The 21,185-nt window shown below is 65.1% G+C and carries 12 protein-coding genes; 6 read left to right on the top strand and 6 right to left on the bottom strand.

All coding sequences use genetic code 11. From position 1 onward, the window contains the following. Positions 1–43: 43 nt before the first annotated feature. Entirely contained in the window at positions 44–2,506 is a 2,463-nt protein-coding gene (locus O0879_RS12380; protein ID WP_289916692.1) for a hypothetical protein, read from the top strand. Here O0879_RS12380 and O0879_RS12385 read toward each other — a convergent pair. From O0879_RS12385 to O0879_RS12400, 4 genes are all read right to left on the bottom strand, one after another. After that, on the bottom strand, positions 2,503–3,153 hold the full coding sequence (locus O0879_RS12385) for a heme-binding beta-barrel domain-containing protein (RefSeq protein ID WP_289904051.1): 651 nt from the start codon (positions 3,151–3,153) through the stop codon (positions 2,503–2,505). The genes O0879_RS12380 and O0879_RS12385 overlap by 4 nt on opposite strands. Before the next feature lie 78 nt (positions 3,154–3,231). After that, positions 3,232–3,756, bottom strand: a complete 525-nt coding sequence (locus tag O0879_RS12390; protein WP_289916694.1) for a hypothetical protein — start codon at positions 3,754–3,756, stop codon at positions 3,232–3,234. A 2-nt stretch (positions 3,757–3,758) separates the two neighbouring features. Beyond that, entirely contained in the window at positions 3,759–4,562 is an 804-nt protein-coding gene (gene map / locus O0879_RS12395; RefSeq protein ID WP_099666967.1) for a type I methionyl aminopeptidase, read from the bottom strand. Between the two features lie 14 nt (positions 4,563–4,576). Continuing rightward, a complete protein-coding gene (locus O0879_RS12400; RefSeq protein ID WP_034783384.1) occupies positions 4,577–5,173 on the bottom strand; it encodes a TetR/AcrR family transcriptional regulator in 597 nt (198 codons plus the stop codon). A gap of 123 nt (positions 5,174–5,296) precedes the next feature. Here O0879_RS12400 and O0879_RS12405 point away from each other — a divergent pair, with 123 nt between their 5' ends. Beyond that, positions 5,297–6,811 carry an AMP nucleosidase gene (locus O0879_RS12405; RefSeq protein ID WP_289916697.1) on the top strand — a complete coding sequence of 505 codons (1,515 nt, stop codon included), beginning with the start codon at positions 5,297–5,299 and terminating at the stop codon, positions 6,809–6,811. A gap of 44 nt (positions 6,812–6,855) precedes the next feature. Here O0879_RS12405 and O0879_RS12410 read toward each other — a convergent pair whose 3' ends face one another. Both O0879_RS12410 and O0879_RS12415 read right to left on the bottom strand, forming a co-directional pair. After that, on the bottom strand, positions 6,856–7,326 hold the full coding sequence (locus tag O0879_RS12410) for a DUF1854 domain-containing protein (protein WP_289916698.1): 471 nt from the start codon (positions 7,324–7,326) through the stop codon (positions 6,856–6,858). A gap of 2 nt (positions 7,327–7,328) precedes the next feature. Beyond that, positions 7,329–9,599 (bottom strand): ABC transporter ATP-binding protein, encoded by a 2,271-nt coding sequence (locus tag O0879_RS12415; protein ID WP_251350402.1) that lies wholly within the window; start codon positions 9,597–9,599, stop codon positions 7,329–7,331. Positions 9,600–10,112: 513 nt separating this feature from the next. Here O0879_RS12415 and cphA (O0879_RS12420) point away from each other — a divergent pair. The 4 genes from cphA (O0879_RS12420) (at position 10,113) to O0879_RS12435 (ending at position 21,166) form a co-directional block, all read left to right on the top strand. Continuing rightward, positions 10,113–12,290 (top strand): cyanophycin synthetase, encoded by a 2,178-nt coding sequence (gene cphA, locus O0879_RS12420; RefSeq protein ID WP_289898584.1) that lies wholly within the window; start codon positions 10,113–10,115, stop codon positions 12,288–12,290. A 70-nt stretch (positions 12,291–12,360) separates the two neighbouring features. Then, complete coding sequence (cphA, locus tag O0879_RS12425) at positions 12,361–14,931, top strand: cyanophycin synthetase (RefSeq protein ID WP_289916700.1); 2,571 nt, start codon at positions 12,361–12,363, stop codon at positions 14,929–14,931. 191 nt (positions 14,932–15,122) lie between these two features. Further along, positions 15,123–18,269 (top strand): EAL domain-containing protein, encoded by a 3,147-nt coding sequence (locus tag O0879_RS12430; protein ID WP_289916702.1) that lies wholly within the window; start codon positions 15,123–15,125, stop codon positions 18,267–18,269. Positions 18,270–18,496: 227 nt separating this feature from the next. Then, positions 18,497–21,166 carry a TonB-dependent receptor gene (locus tag O0879_RS12435; protein ID WP_289916704.1) on the top strand — a complete coding sequence of 890 codons (2,670 nt, stop codon included), beginning with the start codon at positions 18,497–18,499 and terminating at the stop codon, positions 21,164–21,166. Positions 21,167–21,185 lie beyond the last annotated feature (19 nt).

Genomic DNA, 21,185 nt, shown 5'->3' on the forward strand with positions numbered 1-21,185 from the left:
ATGCTAAAATTCAAACATCTTTCCAGAGAGCAAAAGGACGCGCATGAACCCCAGCACCGACACGGCCACCGATACCCAAGGCAGCGAGGACATGCCCCAGGCATCAGCAACGGCCGTGACGGCGCCTGCGCCCATCAAGCTCGACAAGGAAGACATGCCCACGGTGCTGGGCAAACTGCGCACCCTGGTGCAGGACAAGACGCGCTTCGAGCCGCACGACATCACGCCGCTGGCCGAGGAAGACGTGCTGCAGGATTTTTCGCTGCAAGCCAATTACGCGCTCGAGGCACGCTTCGAGCAGCGCGTCATCAATGGCTATTTCGCGCCGGCGGGCAATGACTGCCGCTGTGGCTCGCACGAAGTGGGAGCACTCGCTCACGCGCAGGAAAAGGAGCGGCTGCGCCGCGCGGCGGGCAAGCTCGACAATGCCTTGCGCCAGGCGGGCCAGGCCTACAACGGCGTCGAGGCGGGCGTCTACCTGCCGCACGCCGTCAAGTACTGGCACCTCGATACCTGCAGCAACTGTTCCGGCAAAGGCCGCATCGGCTGCCACACCTGTTATGGCGCGACGACGGAAACGTGCTGGAATTGCCACGGCGGGCGCACCGTCAGCTGCGACGCGTATGGCTGCTACGGCAGCGGCAAGGTGTCGTGCTCGTATTGCAGCGGCAGCGGCACGGTGTCCGAGCAAGTCACCGATTACGTCACGGTGCAAGTGCCCACTACCACCTACAGCAACGGCAGCTCGCACACCAGCTACCACAGCGAAACGCGCACGCAATACCGCACGGAATATCGCTCTTGCTACCATTGCAGCTTCGGCAAGGTCAGCTGCAACACGTGCCACGGTTCCGGCAACATCAATTGCGGCACCTGCCGCGCCAGCGGCAAGGTTACTTGCCGCACGTGCAGCGGCGTGGGCGACTTGCGCTGCAACCCCTGCGACGGTTCCGGCAAGGTGGGCAAGGCGGCCTGGGTCGACGTGCACGTGGCGCCCGGCTACAGCGTCAGCCTGCCCAAGCAGGCGCCGGACGACGCGCGCCGCATCCGCGACAAGGAGAGCGTGCACTCACTGGCAGCCATCTCCAGCAGCCTGGCCCTGGCGAAAGTGAGCATTTACAATGAAGACCAGCCGCAGGAAGTCGACGCCCTGTATGGCGGCAAGCTGCGCATCGTGCGCCTCGATGCATCGTGCAACGCGGAAAAACATCACCTGGTGGCGTACGGCACGGACTTGCGCTGGCTGACGCTCGATGACATCGTGGAAAAGCTGCTGCGCGGTGACCTCAAGGCGCTCAGCGATGCGCTGGCCGGCAGCGCCGACGACGGCCTGTTCTCGGCCCACGTGCAAGGTTTATTGACGCCGCTGCGCGACGTGGCCGCCTCGGAACTGAATGCGGACGTGATCGAGTCCGTCCTCAGCGGCGACGCGGACCACGCGCACGTCGACGTCGTTTCCGCCGACTATGCGCAGAACGTGCGCACCTGCGTGCTGGGCGCCCTGCGCCAGGTCTACACGCGGCTGGCCAAGCAGTTCTGGTGGAAAAGCGCGCTGGCCGCGCTGGCCGCCGCCATCGCCGCCTGGTTCTTCGCCGGCCGCGGTGCCGCTGCCGTGGCCGGGCTGCTCGTCACGGGCGCCGGTTACTGGCTGTTCAACCGCAAGGTCAAGACGGTACTCAGCGAGGCGCTGGGCGGCGAACGGCAGGCCGAACGGGCCATGGGCATCGCCGGCAAGGGCCGCCGCAACCAGCTGGCGCAAGTGCTGATCCTCGCCCCCGCCAGCCTGGCCGTACTGGCCGCCAGCTATGGCTTGCCCGTGCGCGTGCGCCCGGTTTCCGCGCCGCCGCAAACGGCCATGGCGTCGGTGCCCGTCGCGCCCCATGCGCCGGCCGCCGTGCCGCAGGACGCGAGCAGCGCCAAGGCCGTCAAGCTGTATGAAAATGGCGACAAGGCGCAGGCGCTGGCCATGCTGGAAAGCCTGGTCGGCAAGGGCGACGCCGGCGCGTATGGCCTGTATGGCTGGATGCTGCTGATGGGCGAAGGCAAGCCCGGCCCAATCACCGCACCAACGGCGCAGCAGCGCGAAGCGCGCCAGGTGGCCGCCAAGCCCCTGATCGGCAAGGGACTGGTGAAGAACGACAGCTATGCGCTGACGGCGAAGGGCGTGATGCTGGCCGAAGGCTGGCAGGAGCCGCGCAACATGGCGCGCGGCCTGGACCTGCTGAAACAGGCCGCAAACAAGGGCAATGCGCAAGCCATGCACTTATTGGGCCTGTACCACGTGCGCGGCTACCAGATTCCCGTCAACCACAAGGAAGCGCGCAAATGGTTCACCCTGGCCGCCGACAAGGGCAGCGCGGGCGACATCTACAACCTGGGCCTGATGGACTGGGAAGGCGCGGGCCTGAAACGCCCGGACCGCGCCAGCGCCATGCAGCGCTGGAAGATCGCCGCCGCCATGGGCGAGGAGCGCGCGATCAAGGCGGTAGCCCAGGGACAGCCTTAAGCGGCGGTTGCGGCCAGCGCCTGCAGGGCCATCGGGTTCGGCGTCGGCTCGCCGACCTTGGTCAGCAGGTTGCGGTCCGTGTGGTGGAACGGTTCATCCTTGCCGCGGATCAACATGACCGTGTCCTCGTCATAGCCCCACGTGCCATCGGCGTGGATATCGACCTTGATGCGGTATTCGACGGTGGTGAATGCGTGTTCGAGGAAGGGGTTCGAGCAGATGCCGTACGCCGTCGAATCGCGCTTGGCCACCAGTTCGAAACTGGTGGCGTCCGCTGTCGTCGTGCCGGACGCCATGGCGATCTGGCCGCGCGGGATGGCCAGGGTCTGGATCACGGCGCCCGTGGCCGGTTCCCACAGCCAGTAGCCCACCTGCTCATGATACGTTTTGACCTGATCCGGCTTGGTGATGTGGATGTAGTAGCGCAAGCCGTAGAACAGTTGCGGGCCGTTGGTGACGGGGTCGATCGGCTGCAGCTCGATGCGCTCGACGAAGGCCTGCTTGCGCGGACCGTCGGCCTTCGGCTTGACGTCCAGGCCGCGCGTGCCCGTCCAGATGCCGGCCATGCCGGTCAGGGGACCGAGGTTGTTCAGGGTGTGCACGTCGGCGGACGGCTCGGTGTAGATATCTTCGGGAAAATCGCTCATGCGGAAGTCTTCAAAATGGGGCAACAGTGCTTGCCGCCATTGTAAGACGCGCGCCCGCCGGCGGCAAAGCGCCAGCCGTCAGGGAAACTGCGTAGTGTGGCGCTCGATGAACAGCAGGGCCGCGGCAGCCAGCGCCGGGCGCCTCGTTTCAAACACGTCTGCATCGCGCGCTTGCAGCAGGTTGGCGGCCACCTCGGGCAGGTCCAGTGCACCGCCGATGAACGCCGCCACCGCGTCGATATTCGCGTACAGGGCGCTGTCGAAGCCTTCCCAGTCCACATAGGCCAGCCACTCGGCCAGCATCACCACGCCGGCGACGGGCGGCGCCAGGGCCGCGATGCGCTCCAGACGCAGCACGCTGTCGCTGCGGATATCTTCGTGCTGCAGCACGGCCAGCGCCACGTGCTGCAGCGCGTCTTCCGGATCGCGCCGGTACTTGTTCAGCAGGCGCTGCGTGAGCGTAAAACGTTCGATATCGATGCCGCGCAGCGCGGCCGCCACGTCGTCGTCATGCAGCGCCAGGTGGCGCGCCGCGCAAGCGACATCCACGCCCGCTTTCGCGGCGACGATATCGGTGAGCTGCCGCCGGCGCGCGTCATCCATGCTTACACCAGCGGGTCGGTCGAGCCGGTCAGGGTGAAAATCTCGAAACCCGTTTCCGTCACGGCCAGCGAGTGCTCGAACTGCGCCGACAGCGAACGGTCTTTCGTCACCGTCGTCCATTTGTCCGGCAAGACCTTGACCTGGTAGCTGCCCACGTTGAGCATCGGTTCGATCGTGAAGATCATGCCCGGTTCGAGCACGATGCCCGTGCCGGCGCGGCCATAGTGCAGCACTTGCGGCGTGTCGTGGAACACCTGGCCCACGCCGTGGCCGCAGAAGTCGCGCACGGAGGAAAAGCCCTGCGCCTTGGCCACCGCCTCGATGGCGGCGCCCACGTCGCCCAGGGTGGCGCCCGGACGCACGGTGTGGATGCCGGCCATCATGGCCTCATACGCCGTGTTGACGAGGCGGTTGGCCAGGATGGAGACGGCGCCCACCTTGAAGGTGCGGCTGGTGTCGCCGAACCAGCCCTGGAACTTCGGCGTCACGTCGATATTGAGGATGTCGCCCACTTTCAGGATCTTGGTCTCGGACGGGATGCCGTGCGTGACCACGTGATTGACGGAGATGCAGCTGGCGTGCTTGTAGCCGTGGTAATCGATGGTGCCGGGGATGGCGCCGGCGGCGCGCATGAATTCTTCGCACAGGGCGTCGAGTTTGGCCGTCGAGACGCCAGGCTTGACGAAGGGCGCGATGTAGTCGAGCGTGTCGGCGGCGATGCGGCCGGCCGCGCGCATGCCGATGAAGCCTTCTTCGTCGTGCAGGGGGATTTTCTTGCCGTGTTCAAGCTGGGTGGAATAGCGCATGGTTTTCTTCTTGGTTAGTGTGTGGTGTGGGCGGCCCAGCCGCGCACGGCGTCGTGCGAGGCGCGCAGCATGGCGTCGACGCTGGCGGGGATCGGCCGCTCCTGGGTCAGGTAAGGCTTGACGACGGCCACGGGGGCGTCGATCAGCACGAATTTGAGCAGCATGTGATCCAGGTCAAGCTCCGTGGTGGCGGGCATGGCTTCAGCGCAGCGGACAAAGCAGGCATCGAGTGCCGCTTGCTCCTCTTCGACGGCGGCCAGCAATTCCTCGCTGAGGCCACTGCTGAAATCGGGGCTGTCCGCGCATTGCAGCAGGAAGCGTGCATACACGGGCTTGCGCCGGCACCAGTCCAGCAAGCCGTGCACGCCGGCCCACGTATCGCCGCCCAGCCAGCGGCTGGCCACTTCCTCGCGGAAGTCGCTCTTCACGCGCAGCCAGGCGCGCGCCAGGATGGCGTTGCGCGAATCGAAGCGGTGATACACGGAGCCGATGGGCGCACCGGCCTTGACGGCGATGGCGGCCATCGAGACGGCGCCCACGCCGCACTGGGCGGCGACGGCGATCGCGCTGTCGATGAAGTTGTTTTCGTTGAATTTGGCTAGTCTGACCATTCAAATAGAATACAGATTCTATTTGAATCCGTCAAGCGGCCCCGTTCGCTGAAAAACGCGTCCAACGCGACTTGCCTTGCTGCCTTACAATGGTATGCACGAACCGCTACAAGGAGAATCCGCTTGCTTACGCCCCCCTTCATCGCCTCCTCCCGCTTCGATGATCCACGCCTGGCTTTGGCCCAAGTGCAAGCCATTTACCGCAGCAGCATCGAACACTTGCGCGATGCGCTGCAGCGATTTGTCGCCGGCGAAGACATGCACGAACGGGTGCGCGCCTGCTACCCCTTCGTGCGCATCCAGACGGACACCGTGGCGCGCGCCGACTCGCCGCTGGCCTACGGCTTCGTCGCCGGTCCCGGCGTGTTCGAGACCACCCTGACGCGCCCCGACCTGTTCGGCGACTATTACCTCGACCAGTTCACGCTGCTGCTGAAAAACCATAACAGCGGCCAGAAGGTGCACCTGGAAGTGGGCGTGAGCGCCCAGCCCATCCCCGTGCATTTCTCGTTCGCCGAGCATGACCATATCGAAGGCAATATGGATGCGGGCCGCCGCCTGGCCATGCGCGACCTGTTCGACCTGCCCGACCTGTCGGCCATGGACGACGGCATCGCCAACGGCACGCACGAACCGGCGCATGGCGAAGCGCAACCGCTGTCGCTGTTCACGGGGCCGCGCGTGGATTACTCGCTGCAGCGCCTGCGCCACTACAGCGGCACCTCGCCGCAGCATTTCCAGAACTTCGTCCTGTTTACCAATTACCAGTTCTACATCGACGAATTCATCCGCCTGGGCCACGCCCTGATGGACCGCGCACCCGACGCCGCCGCGCCCTCGGACGACGACGGCTACGTCGCCTTCGTCGAACCGGGCAACGTGGTCACGCGCCGGGTGGGACAGACGGTGGAAAGCGAGGATGCGCTGGGCGCCGCCCCGCCGCGCCTGCCGCAGATGCCCGCCTACCACCTGCTGCGCGCAGACGGCAGCGGCATCACCATGGTCAATATCGGCGTGGGACCGGCGAATGCGAAGACCATCACCGACCATATCGCCGTGCTGCGCCCGCACGCCTGGCTGATGCTGGGCCATTGCGCGGGCCTGCGCACCACGCAAAGCCTGGGCGACTACGTGCTGGCGCATGCGTATGTGCGCGAAGACCATGTGCTCGACGAAGACTTGCCGCTGTGGGTGCCGATCCCGCCGCTGGCGGAAATCCAGCAGGCGCTGCAAACGGCGGTGGCGGAGATCACCCAGCTGACAGGGCATGATCTGAAACACATCATGCGCACGGGGACCGTGGCCAGCACGGACAACCGCAACTGGGAACTGCTGCCGCAGCGTACGCCGGAGCGCCGTTTCAGCCAGAGCCGCGCCATCGCGCTGGACATGGAAAGCGCGACGATCGCCGCCAACGGCTTCCGCTTCCGCGTCCCGTACGGCACCCTGCTGTGCGTGAGCGACAAGCCGCTGCACGGCGAAATCAAGCTGCCCGGCATGGCCAACCACTTCTACCGCGAACGCGTCGACCAGCACCTGCGCATCGGCATCCGCGCCGTGGAACTGCTGCGCCGCCAGGGCGTGGACCGGCTGCATAGCCGCAAATTGCGCAGCTTTGCGGAAGTGGCCTTCCAATAAAAAAAACGGCGCCTTCAAGGCGCCGTTTTTTATTGTTGCATCGCTTACAGGAAGCGGTCGAGGATCTTGCGCGTCGTCTTGTCGATATTGAACATGTCGCGGATCAAAAAGTGAATGCCGTGGTTGTCGGCGATCAAGAGCGACGCGGCGCCGATGCGGCGGATGTCTTCCTCGCCCTTCAGCACGAACTGCGTCTCGCCCCGGTCCGTGTCGACGTACCAGGTGCACGGCGTGGCGAAACTGGAGACGCTTTTCACGCGCGCGATCTCGGGCATGAATTCGCGCCCTTCCAGCTCTTCCTGCAGCAGGCTGCGCGCCGGCTCGGGCAAGGTGTCGACATGGTCGATCCACGCCACTTCCTTGCCATTGCCCAGCACCAGCGAAATGCCTTCGTTGGGCGACTGGATGGGAAAGGCGCGCACGGGCGCCACGCCTTCAAAGACCTGGCCATCCGCATCCGTCATCACCAGCTTGCCGAAGGTGTCGCGGTGTAATGTAAAAGTTGTACTGGCCATGCTTATTCCTTGTCATCCAGGGCGAGTTCGTTGTTGCGCGCCTGTGCTTCGTAGAGGCGGAAATAGGCGCCCTCTTTCGCCATCAATTCATCGTGGCTGCCCACTTCGACGACCTGGCCGCGGTCCAGCACCACCAGGCGGTCGGCGCGGTGCAAGGTCGACAGCCTGTGCGCGATGGCGATCGTCGTGCGGCCCTGCACCAGGTTGTCCAGCGCCTTCTGGATTTCTTTTTCCGTTTCCGAGTCCACCGACGATGTCGCTTCATCCATGATCAGGATGCGTGGGTCGATCAGCAGCGCGCGGGCGATGGAGATGCGCTGGCGTTCGCCGCCGGACAGGCCCTGTCCACGCTCGCCCACCATCGAATCGTAGCCTTGCGGCAGGCGCAGGATGAATTCGTGCGCATGCGCGGCGCGCGCGGCGGCGATGATTTCCTGGCGCGTCGCGTGCGGCTTGCCGTAGGCGATATTTTCCGCGATGGTGCCGAAGAACAGGAACGGCTCCTGCAGCACCAGGCCGATATTGCGGCGGTAGTCGGAGACGGCGAACGAGCGGATATCGACGCCGTCGAGCAAGATCGCCCCTTCCGAGACGTCGTAGAAACGGCAGATCAGGTTGACCAGGGTGCTCTTGCCCGAACCGCTGTGGCCCACCAGGCCGATCATCTCGCCCGCCTTGATGTTCAGGGTGATGCCGCGGTTGACGGCGCGGTTGCCGTAACGGAAACCGACTTCGCGCAAATCGATGCGTCCTTCGATTTTATCCAGTTTCACCGGTTGCGCCGGCTCCGGCACGCTCGACACGTGGTCGAGGATGTCGAAGATGCGCTTGGCGGCGGACGCCGATTTCTGCGTCACGGAGACGATGCGGCTCATGGAATCGAGGCGGCCATAGAAGCGCGTGCTGTAGGCGATGAAGGCGGTCAGCACGCCGACGGTGATTTCGCCGCGCGACAGCTGCCAGATGCCGAAGCACCAGATGACCAGCAAGCCCATCTCCGTCAGGAAGGAGACGGTGGGCGAGAACAGCGACCAGACCTTGTTCAACTTGTCGTTGACGGCCAGGTTGTGCGCATTGGCGTCGCGGAAGCGGGCCGCTTCGCGTTTTTCCTGCGCAAACGCCTTGACCACGCGGATGCCGGGAATCGTATCGGCCAGCACGTTGGTCACTTCGCTCCACACGCGGTCGATCTTTTCAAAGCCCGTGCGCAGGCGGTCGCGCACCAGGTGGATCATCCAGGCGATGAAGGGCAGCGGCGCCAGAGTCATGATGGCCAGCCACGGGTTCATCGACCACAAAATGACACCGGTCATGATAATCATCAACACGTCGGACGCGAAATCGAGCAAATGCAGCGACAGGAAGACGCAGATGCGGTCGCTGCCGCTGCCGATGCGCGCCATCAGGTCGCCCGTGCGCTTGCCGCCAAAGAATTCCAGCGACAGTTTCATCAGATGTTCATACGTGGCCGAGCGCAAATCGGCGCCCATGCGTTCGGACACCAGGGCCAGCACATACGTCTTGCCCCAGCCTAGCAGCCAGGCCAGCAGGGCCGAACCGAGCAAGCCGCTCATGTAGTACACCACCAGCCACGGGTCGATATGCTTGCCGTTCTGATACGGGATCAGCACATTGTCCATCAGCGGCGCCGTCAGGTAGGGCGGAATCATGTGCGCGGCCGTACTCAGCAGCATCAGCAGGAAGCCCAGGGCCAACTGGCCGCGGTAGGGGTGGGCGAAGCGCCACAGGCGGAACAGGGTCCAGGTCGATGGCGGCGTGTACAGCACCTTGGCGCAGATCGGGCATTCTTCCTGCTCCGGCTCCAGCGGGGCCTTGCAGCTAGGACACACTTCCTGCTCCGCTTCCAGCACGGGCTGGCCCGTCAGGTGGCTGTCGAGGCGCTCGACGAACTGTTCCAGCACGCGGATGGCGTGCAGGTTCTGGCCCAAAGTGAAGCGCCACGAAGCCAGGCGGCCGTGGTCGTCGAACAGTTCCAGGTGGCCGACACCGGCGTGGTCATGGTGCGTCAGGCGCAATCCAGGACGGAAAGACCAGCTTTTCCAGGCAGTATCGCCCGGCGAACGGGCCAGTAAACGCTTCTCGGTGACAACAATTATGCCTTTTGTGAAACGTAATCGCGCATCGAGGTCAACCTCAACGCTACTTAAAACGTTCTCCCCTGGAGAAAGGTTGCTCTCGACTTCCGCCAGCCAGTGTTCAGGCAGCGAGGTGAGGGGAATAGTTGTTGCAGGAACACTCAGTTCAGTTGTCATCGTAAAGCATACTCCGGCTCGAGGCCAAGCCCTTCAGGGCGGGATTTGGGGGATGGGGCAGACGCCCGATCAATGTTTGTGTACTGCGCGATGGCGAGGTGGATGCACCAGTGGCAATTTCCTGTATTGTATCGAATGGATGCCTGCCGGTAAGGAATGATGGCAAAACGGCGCAAAAAAAATGCGCGGCTGTCGCAGGAAGTGCCAGGCAGGCGCGGCGCTTTTGCAACGCGGCCGCGATACGGGAGCAAGTATACAACAGCCCGCTGTTGCGCAAATGCTCCAGCTTAGCCCAGAGTCGGTATCTTTATAACAAGTATGGCAACAATTAGTAACAATTAGAATGACAACACCAGCAGAATACGAGAAGCAAACGCGACAAGAGGCCTCTAAAAGTGGCACACTGCGCATACCCGGGATAAAGAACCAAGCACGAGCCTGAAAAGACTCTGTAGAGCCAACATAAAGTATCTGGCGCCCAGACGCCTGGCTTGTTATCAAGAAACCACTTACATGATCAAGAAGAAGAACATCGAATTTGCCCGCGTCACCCACTTGCGCGGCCCCAACATCTGGACTTACCGCCCGGTGATTGAAGCCTGGGTCGACATCGGCGAACTGGAAGACTATCCATCCAATACCCTGCCCGGCCTGTACGAACGCCTGGTGGCGTGGCTGCCCGGCATGATCGAGCACCGCTGCGGCGTGGGCGAACGGGGCGGCTTTTTCGAGCGCCTGCGCGAAGGCACGTGGTCGGCCCACATCCTCGAACACGTGGTACTGGAGCTGCAAAACCTGGCAGGCATGCGCACGGGCTTTGGCCAGACGCGCTCGACCAGCCAGCGCGGCGTCTACAAGATGGCCTTCCGCACGCGCGAAGAGCACGTGGGCCGCGCCGCCCTGGCCGCCGCGCGCGAACTGCTGATGGCCGCCATCAACGATGAAGCCTACGACCTGGAAGCGGCCCTGGCGCCCCTGCGCGACATGGTCGATTCGCGCTGCCTGGGCCCGAGCACGGCCAGCATCGTCGATGCCGCCACCGAGCGCCGCATCCCTTCCTTGCGCCTGAACGACGGCAACCTGGTGCAGCTGGGCCACGGCGCCGCGCAGCGCCGCATCTGGACGGCCGAAACGGACCGCACCAGCGCGATTGCCGAAGGCATCGCCAGCGACAAAGATCTGACCAAATTCCTGCTCAAATCGTGCGGCGTGCGCGTGCCCGAGGGCAGCCTGGTGCGTAGCGCCGAAGCGGCCTGGGAAGAAGCGCAGGACATCGGCGTGCCCGTCGTCGTCAAGCCGTATGACGGCAACCATGGCCGCGGCGTGTCGCTCAACCTGATGACGGAAGCGGACGTGAAGGCAGCCTACGACCTGGCCGCGCGCAAGGGCGACAGCTCAGCCGTGCTGGTGGAAAGCTTCATCACGGGCGACGAACACCGCCTGCTCGTCGTCGGCAACAAGCTGATCGCGGCCGCCAAGGGCGAATCACTGTGGGTCGACGGCGACGGCGTTTCCACCGTGCTGGAACTGGTGAACACGCAGATCAATACCGACCCGCGCCGCGGCGAAGGCGAGGATTTCCCATTGGGTACCGTCAAGCCGCATGAATCGGGCGAAATCGTGCTGGAACTGCAGCGCCAGGGCATGACCGCCCTGTCCGTGCCGCAGGCGGGCCAGAAAGTGCTGATCCAACCGAACGGCAACGTGGCCATCGACGTCACGGACGACGTGCATCCGTCCGTCGTGCATGCGGCCCTGCTGGCCGCGCGCGTGGTTGGCCTGGATATCGCCGGCATCGACCTGGTCACCACCGACATCACGCGTCCGCTGGAAGAACAGCGCGGCGCCATCATCGAAGTCAATGCCAGCCCCGGCCTGCTGGCGCACATCAAGCCGGGCGTAGGCCAGCCCCGCCCTGTCGGCGCGGCCATCGTCGACCACCTGTTCGCCGCCGAGGAAACGGGCCGCATTCCGCTGATCGGCGTGACGGGCACGCGCGGCGCCAGCCTGATCGTGCGCATGCTGTGCAAGCTGCTCAACCTGTCGGGCCTGCACACGGGCGCCGTCTGCAGCGAAGGCATGTACCTGGACCAGCGCCGCGTCGTCAGCAGCGATTGCGTGAACTGGGATGCGGGCCAGCGCCTGCTGCTCAACCGCACCGTGCAGACGGCCCTGTTCGAAAGCAATCCGCGCATGATCCTGGCCGAAGGCCTGGCCTACGACAAGTGCCAGATCGGCGTCGTCACGGACATGGGCAGCCTCGATAGCGTCAAGGAGTTCGACGTGCTGGACGAAGCGGGCCTGTACAAGGCCGTGCGCAGCCAGGTCGACGTGGTGGTGCCGACGGGCGTGGCCGTGCTGAACGCCGCCAACGCGCACGTGCTGGAACTGGCCGAGCTATGCGACGGCAGCGTGACGCTGTATGCGCAGGATGGCAGCCTGGCCGCCATCGCGGCGCAACTGGCCGCCGGCCAGCGCGCCGTGTTCGTGCGCGGCAACCACATCGTGCTGGCCGAAGGCGGCATCGAAACGGTCCTGCTGTGCCTGGACCTGCTGAAACCGGCCACGGCCGGCAATGTCGACAGCGTGCTGGCCGTCGCGGCCGCCGCCTGGGCCCTGAACCTGCCCGTCGACCTGATTTGCGCAGGTCTGCGCACCTTCGACGCCGCCCCCGGCTGCATCGGCAACTAAGGCAAAGCAGCACTCAAGCCCGGCCAGCACGGCCGGGCCCACAAGAACACAACAGGATTACGGTTTAATTATGGAAGTATCTCGCGTACGGGCCTTGCGGGGCCCTAACCTCTGGAGCCACGACACCGCCGTGGAAGCCATTGTTTCCTGCACCACGCAGGAACTCGACATCGCCCAGCTGCCCGGCTTCGAAGCCCGCCTGCGCGCGCTCTTCCCGCAACTGAGCCCGCTGCAACCGCTGGGCAACTACAACGCCGCGCCGATGGCGCAGGTGCTGGAACTGGCGGCGCTGGGCCTGCAGGCGCAAGCCGGCTGCCCCGTCACCTTCAGCCGCACCACGCCGACCCTGGAAACGGGCATCTTCCAGGTCGTCGTCGAATACTCGGAAGAAGCCGTTGGCCGCCTGGCCCTGGAACTGGCGCAGCAGCTGTGCCAGGCGGCCCTGGCCGATGCGCCGTTCGACCTGGCCGGCGCCCTGCACCAGTTGCAGGAACTCGATGAAGACGTGCGCCTGGGCCCCTCGACGGGCGCCATCGTCAACGCCGCCGTGGCCCGCAACATCCCGTTCCGCCGCTTGACCGAAGGCAGCCTGGTGACGTTCGGCTGGGGCAGCAAGCAGCGCAAGATCCAGGCCGCCGAAATGGACGGCACCAGCGCCATCGCGGAAGCCATCGCGCAAGACAAGGAACTGACGAAAAAACTGCTCGATTCTGCCGGCGTGCCGGTACCGCACGGCCGTGTCGCCATCGATGCGGACGACGCCTGGGCCGCCGCCTGCGAGATCGGCCTGCCCGTCGTCGTCAAGCCGAAGGATGGCAACCAGGGCAAAGGCGTGACCGTCAACGTCACCACGCGCGAACAGCTGACGGCCGGCTTCCTCGCGGCGCAGGAATTCCGCGACGATATCCTCGTCGAGCGCTACCTGCCGGGCCACGATTTCCGCTTGCTCGTCATCGGCAACAAGATGGTGGCGGCGGCCCGCCGCGACCCGCCGCAAGTTGTGGGCGACGGTCAGCACACGGTGCGCGAACTGGTCGACCAGGTCAACCTGGACCCGCGCCGCGGCAGCGGCCACGCCACCTCACTGACGAAAATCCGCTTCGACGACATCGCCCTGGCCAGCCTTGCCAAGCAGGGCTACGTGGCCGAATCCGTGCCGCCCGTGGGCCAGCGCGTGATCTTGCGCAATAACGCCAACCTGTCAACGGGCGGCTCGGCCACCGACGTCACCGTCGACGTGCACCCGGAAGTGGCGGCGCGCGCCGTCGCGGCCGCGCACATGGTGGGCCTGGACATCTGCGGCGTCGACGTCGTCTCCGAAAGCATTTTGAAACCGCTGGAAGAGCAGAACGCCGGCATCGTGGAAGTGAACGCCGCGCCGGGCTTGCGCATGCACCTGGCGCCGTCGTTCGGCAAGCCGCGCCCAGTGGGCGAAGCCATCATCGCCGCCATGTTCGCCGAAGGCGACGATGGCCGCATCCCCGTCGTTGCCGTCACCGGCACCAACGGCAAGACCACCACCGTGCGCCTGATCGCCCACCTGCTGACGGCTTCCGGCCTGCGCACGGGCATGACGAACACGGATGGCGTGTACATCGAAGGGCGCCAAATCGACAGCGGCGACTGCAGCGGCCCGCGCAGCGCGCGCAACGTGCTGCTGCACCCGGACGTGGACGCGGCCGTGTTCGAGACGGCGCGCGGCGGCATGCTGCGCGAAGGCCTGGCCTTCGACCGCTGCCAGGTCGCCGTGGTGACGAATATCGGCGCGGGCGACCACCTGGGCCTGAACTACATCACCACCGTGGAAGACCTGGCGGTCCTGAAACGCGTGATCGTGCAGAACGTGGCCGACAGCGGCGTGGCCGTGCTGAACGCCACCGACCCTGCGGTGGCGCGCATGGCCAAGAATTGCAGTGGCACGGTGACCTTCTTCGCCGCCGACAAGACGCATCCCGTGATGGCCACGCACCGCGCGCAAGGCAACCGCGTGGTGTACGTGGAAGACGGCAAGCTGGTCGCGGCGCAAGGCAACGAGCGCCACGAAATCGCCCTGTCGCAAGTGCCGATCACGCGCAACGGCGCCATCGGCTTCCAGGTCGACAACGTCATGGCGTCGCTGGCCGCCGCCTGGGCCGTGGGCCTGGACTGGAAAACCATCGCGCTGGGCCTGAAAACCTTCGCCAATGAAGCCGACAATGCGCCGGGCCGCTTCAACGTCTTCGATTATAAGGGCGCCACCCTGATCGCCGACTACGGTCACAATCCGGACGCCATCCTGGCGCTGGTGCAGGCCGTGGAAAGCATGCCGGCCAAGCGCCGCTCGGTGGTCATCAGCGGCGCCGGCGACCGCCGCGACGAAGACATCCGCCAGCAGACGGAAATCCTCGGCGCCGCGTTTGACGACGTGCTGCTGTACCAGGACCAGTGCCAGCGCGGCCGCGCCGACGGCGAAGTGGTGGCATTGCTGCGCCAGGGCCTGGACGGCGCCAAGCGCACCAGCCATATCGATGAAATCAACGGCGAATTCGTCGCCATCGACAAGGCCCTGGCACGCCTCGGCGAAGGCGATTTGTGCCTGATCCTGATCGACCAGGTGGAAGAAGCGCTGGCGCACATTGCCAAGCGCGTCGCCGAAGCCTGAGCGCTGTAACAGTGCACACAAGGGCGGCCTGCGGGCCGCCTTTTTTTATCCTCCACCGTCTCCCGCCGCGCACCTGCATGGTGCAAAAGTCCCCTTGCAAGCTTGTAAATTCAGGCATGAAAATTGCTCATAAGAAAACATAAATGGGCTGACGAGAAGGTGGGGCACGCATGGTGGGCAGAATCTCGCGCATGATCGGGAAATTGACGGTGGGGCGCAAACTGGCGCTGATCTATTTGCTCGACCTGTCCGCCGTGATCTTCATTTCCGGCATCCTCATCAACGAAAAATACATCGCCATCGATTTCTCGCGCAAGGAGATGGCGGGCAATGACTACATTGCCACGATCCGCGATGCGCTGCTGCCCCTGGCGCGCAGCACGGCGCAGCCGGGCGCGCAGGCAGCGGCCGTGGAACAGGCCGAAAGCCGCTTCGGCGCCGGCATGCGCAGCGCCGAACTGAATGCGCAATTTGCCGCCCTGCTGCGCCAGGCCGGCAGCATTTCCGCTGCGCCGGACGACAGCATCGCGCCCTCGCCCGCCTTCGTGGCCGGGCGCGCACTGCTCACGCGCGTGGGCAACCAATCGAACCTGATCCTCGACCCGGACCTGGACAGCTACTACACGATGTCGCTGGTGATCCTGCGCTTCCCCGAACTGCTGGAAGTGATCAACAGCACGCGCGCCCTGGCCCTGCAACTGGCGACGGCCGAAGGCGCGCAGCGCCAGCGCCTGCAGACCCAGTTCCTGATACTGGAGGGACGCATGGACGCCACCATGGCCGGCATCGGCAGCGACTACACGGAGGCGTTCGCGGCCAGCACGCCGCTGCTGCGCCAGCACCTGGATGGCTCGCGCGCGGCCCTGCGGCAAGCCGTGGCGCAGTTACGCGCCAGTACCCAGGCGCTGGCCGGCGCGCAAGCCAACCCCGCAGGCACGCAGGAACTGCTGCGCCGCGATGCGGTGGCCGCCGCGGCCCTGCAGCGTGCCTGGCGCGCGGCGGAAGGCCAATTGCACCGTCTGATCCAGCTGCGCGTGGACGGCTTCTTCACGCGCATGTGGCTGCACCTGGGCACGGCCGTACTGCTGCTGGTGATGATACTGGGCCTGGTGTTTTTCGTCGCGCGCCAGATCGCCCTGCCCATCCGCCGCCTGGCGCGCGTGGCGCAGGAAGTGCGCGAAACGGGCGACCATAGCCTGCGCGCCGTCTGGGACAGCGAGGATGAAACGGGCCGCCTGGTCCGCGCCTTCAATACCATGCTGCAGCAGCTCGACTTCCAGCGCATGGCGCAGCAGGAGCTGGTGGCGCGCGCCAGCGCGGCCGATGCGCAGCGCCAGCTGGTCGACGCCATTCCCATTCCGCTGATGGTCACCTCGATCCCGCATCACCAGGTGCTGCACGCGAACCAGGCCGCGCACGCGTGGCAGGGCGGCCTGGAACTGGACCCGTGGGTGGGCGGCATGCATCCGCAAGCCCGTTCGCGCTTCTTCCAGCGCTTGAGCGACCTGGGCGCCGTCGATGAATTCGAGGTGTGCTGGAGCGGCGGCGGCACGCCCACCTGGGCCTTGATTTCCGCGCGCCTGATCGACTACCAGGGCCAGCGCGCCGTGCTGTCGACCTTCACGCCGATCAACAAGATGAAGCTGATGGAGTCGCGCCTGGAACTGTGGGCCAAGGTATTCGAGGCATCGGCCGAAAGCCTGATCGTGATGGACGCCGGCATGCGCATCATCACCGTCAACCAGGCCTTCCGCCGCCATTCGCTGTACGACATGGTGGAGCTGATCGGCAAGCGCCCGGCCTTCCTGCTCGCGCCGGAGAACCCGCCCGAGCAGCTCGACAGCCTGCGCCAGACCCTGGCGCGGCGCGGCTACTGGCAGGGCGAAATCCGGGTGCAGCGCAAGTCGCTGGAAAGCTATCCCGCCTGGCTGGTGATGAACGCCGTGCGCGACCTCGACGGCGTCACCACGCATTTCATCGCCAGCTCGCTCGACATCAGCGAACGCAAGGCCAGCGAGCGGCAGATCGAGCACATGGCCCACCACGATGCGCTGACGGGACTGGCGAACCGCCACGTGTCGAAAGTGCGCCTGGCGGCCGCCATCGCGCAGGCGCGCCGCAGCGGCGAAAAGGTGGGCGTGCTGTTCGTCGACCTGGACCGCTTCAAGCACGTCAACGACGCGCTGGGCCACCACGTGGGCGACGCGCTGCTGCAATCGGTCTCAAAGCGCCTGCTGCAGCTGGTGCGCGAAGGCGATACCGTCAGCCGCCTGGGCGGCGATGAATTCGTCGTCATCCTCAACGGCGTCGGCGATGCCGCATCCATCGCCGCCCTGCTCGACACGCGGCTGATACCGGCCATGCGTGAGCCGCACCAGGTGGAAGGCAACGAGCTGTATGTCTCGTGCAGCGTGGGCGTGGCCATCTACCCGGACCACGGCGGCGACATGGATACCCTGATGCGCCACGCCGATGCGGCCATGTACCAGGCCAAGAGCGGCGGGCGCGATCACGCGCGCATGTTCACGCCGCAGATGCTGGAACAGCAGCTGCAGCAGCTGCACCTGGAAAGCGATCTGCGCCACGCCATCGAGCGACAGGAACTGGTGCTGTACTACCAGCCGCGCATCGATGCGAAAAGCAGCCGCCTGAATGGCGTGGAAAGCCTGATCCGCTGGCTGCACCCGCAGCACGGCCTGATCGCGCCCGACAGCTTCATTCCCGCCGCCGAGGAATCGGGCCTGATCGTCGCCATCGGCGCGTGGGTCATCCGCGAGGCGTGCCGCCAGCAGCTGGCCTGGCGCGAGGCGGGCGCGGGCGACATCGCCGTGTCGATCAACCTGTCGGCCATCCAGCTGAAAAGCGGCGGCCTGGTGGCCACCTTGCGCGAGGTGCTGCGCGAGTTTCCCGTCACGCCGGGACAGATCGAATTCGAACTGACGGAATCGATCCTGATGGACAACGTGGACGACACCATCGCCACCCTGCACGCCATCAAGGCGCTGGGTTTCGCGCTGTCGATCGACGATTTCGGCACCGGCTATTCGAGTCTGAACTACCTGTGCCGCTTCCCGCTCGACAAGCTGAAAATCGACATGAGCTTCGTGCAGGACATCCACGGCTCGCCGCAAAACCTGGCGGTGACGAAAACCATCATCGGCCTTGGCCATACCCTGGGCTTGACGGTGACCGCCGAGGGCGTGGAAAGCGCGGCCGATGCGGACGTGCTGCGCCACGCCGGCTGCGATGAATTGCAGGGCTACTACTTTGCCCGCCCCATGCCGCAAGCGCACTTCATGGCCTGGCTGGCGCACAGCGCCGCGCCCTGCGCCGCCTGACACCTGCTGTGGAGCGTCCGCAACGCGCCCGCGCCAGGTTCGACAACGCGCGGCGCGCCGCCAGGGCGCATGAATGCAGCAGGGATACCGGAATTGGTATTGACATCGCAAAAGAAGTCATTTGTGGGGCAAAGTCATTCCCACCTACCATGTTTCTGAGCAAGTTCCAGCTCTGGCGGCGACTGCCGCGGCGTTCTCAACATAACTAAAATACAGGTGGAGACAAGATGAAGCAATCGATGGCAACGGGCACCCGCACGCCCAAGCAAAACACACGGCTGACCTTGAAGGCCACGGTGGCCGCCCTGGCCGGCGCCGGCCTGCTGAGCAGCGCGTCCGTCTGGGCGCAACAGGCGCCCGTCGTGGAAGCGGTGGAAACGGTAGAAACGGTGGAAACGGCAGCACCGGCGCCAGCCGACAATGCCGGCATCGCCGTCGTCGCCGTCACGGGCGTGCGCAGGGCGGCACAGAGCGCGCAAACGATCAAGAAGAACAACGACCAGGTGGTCGACTCCATCGTCGCCGATGAAATCGGCAAATTCCCGGACAAGAACGTGGCCGAAATCCTCGGCCGCGTGACGGGCGTGCAAATCCGCCGCGAAGGCGGCGAAGCGGGTTCCGTCATCATCCGCGGCCTGCCCGGCGTGGTGACCCTGCTCAACGGCCGTGAAATGTTCACCTCCGTGGGCCGCAGCCTGTACCTGGCCGACATCCCGACGGCCATGCTGCAGCGCGTGGACGTGTACAAATCGCAGGGCGCGGACATGGTCGAAGGCGGCACGGCCGGCGTGATCGACGTGCGCACCAACCGCCCGTTCGACTTCAAGGGCTTCACGGCGTCGGGCAACGTGCGCGCCGAGCACCGCGACAAGTCCGGCTCGACGGACCCGAACGTCAGCGGCATGGTCTCGAACCGCTGGAAGACCGCATACGGCGAATTCGGCGCCCTGCTCGGCCTGTCCTACCAGCGCAGCAAATACTATGACGAGACGATCTGGAACGCCGAACCCGTCAAGCGCCCCGACGCGGGCAACATCACGGGTCCCGATTCCGTCGGCATGATCCCCACCGTGGGCGACCGCAAGCGCTACGCGGCGAATGCCGCCTTCCAGTGGCGCCCGAACTCGCAGGTGGAAGTGTATGCGGAAGGCATGTCGACCCTGATCAAGCACGCGTTCGACAGCCAGTTCTTCGTCGGTTCCCTGCCCTGGGGCCAGAACCCGGACATCACCCTGATCCCCGGCACCAATCAGGCGGCCACGGTGGGCAAGATCGACGGCCCCTGGTCGCCGTTCACGCTCGGTTCGACCCAGGCGCGGCGCGACCGCTCGATCGGTTCGCAAGGCGCCATCGGCGCGCGCTGGGACATCACGCCGCAGCTGCGCGCCACGACGGAACTGGCGCGCACGGTCAGCAACTTCGAGCGCGAATTTCCCATCCTCGACTTCCTCGCCCATCCGACCAGCGTGATCGGCAGCACGAACGTCAACGGCGGCGCACAGATCAGCTACCCCGGCTACAACATGCTGGCCCCGAAGAACTACACGCTGCTCGGCTTCTACGATAACCACAGCCACGACGAAGGCAGCTCGACCGACTGGCGCGGCGACGTCACCTACGACATGGACAGCACGGGCTTCTTCCGTGAATTCTCGGGCGGCGTGCGCCTGGCCAAGCGCAAGGCCGAATCGATCCGCGAAAAGAACGTGCAAGGCGGACTGACGTCGATCATGACCGCGGACGCCCTGCCCGGCCTGGCATGCACCTCACACAAGAACACGGGCAACTTCGGCCTGCGAAGCTGGCTCACGCCGTGCCGCGACTACATGCTCAACAACACGGACACCTTGCGCCAGTTGTTTACGGGCAGCAGCGAACGCAGCCCGGACGATCCGATGACCCACTTCAAGGATGTGGAAAAAACCAACGCCGTCTACGGCAAGGCGCGCATCGGTTTTGATCTGGCGCAAGTGCCGGTCGATGGCACCGTGGGCGTGCGCGTGGTGCAGACCAAACAGGACTTGCAAGGCAATTCCTCGCAAGACGGCATCGTCACGCCCGTGCGCGTGAAAACGTCCGATACAGACGTACTGCCCAGCCTGACCCTGAAAGCCATGCTGCGCCAGGACCTGGTCGCCCGCTTGACGGCCGGCAAGGCGGTGCAGCGCCCGAACTTCGCCGACTTCAACCCCGGCGTGACCCTGGGCAAGAGCCTGGAAATGGTACGTCCGACGGGCAGCGGCGGCAATCCCGACCTGAAACCCGTGGAAGGCAAGAACCTCGATGCGGCGCTGGAATGGTATTTCGCGCAGACGGGTTCCGTCACGGCCACCGTATTCCGCCACAATTTCAAGAATTACATCCTGTCCGGTTCGGCTAAGGAAACGTATGACGGCATCGAGTACGACATCACGCGTCCGCGCAACACCTCGAAGGGCCATCTGCAAGGCGTGGAAATGGCTTACCAGCAGTTCTACGACAAGTTGCCAGGCTGGATGAGCGGCCTGGGCCTGCAGGCGAACGCCACCTATATGACGGGCGAGCTGGAAGAATTGAATGGCAGCGCGCATCCGTTCACGGGCATGTCGAAATGGTCGGCCAACATCGTCGGCCTGTACGAACAGGGACCGTGGTCGGCGCGCCTGGCCTACAGCTGGCGCGACAAGTACGTCGACGACTACAACTACCGCGGCAAGGGCATCCACCTGACCGTGGCGCCCACCAAGACCCTGGACGCGTCGGTCTCGTACAAGCTCAACCCGAATACCACGGTGACGCTGGACGCAAACAACCTGCTCGACTCGACCTACCGCGACTATCACGACACGCCGGACTATGTGCGCGATGTGCGGCGCTATGACAAGGTTGTAGGTATATCAGTCCGCTGGAGCTACTAGCCCGTCCCCCACCCTTTCT

It is taken from the genome of Janthinobacterium sp. SUN120 (genome assembly GCF_030397735.1).
GTDB lineage: Bacteria > Pseudomonadota > Gammaproteobacteria > Burkholderiales > Burkholderiaceae_D > Janthinobacterium > Janthinobacterium kumbetense.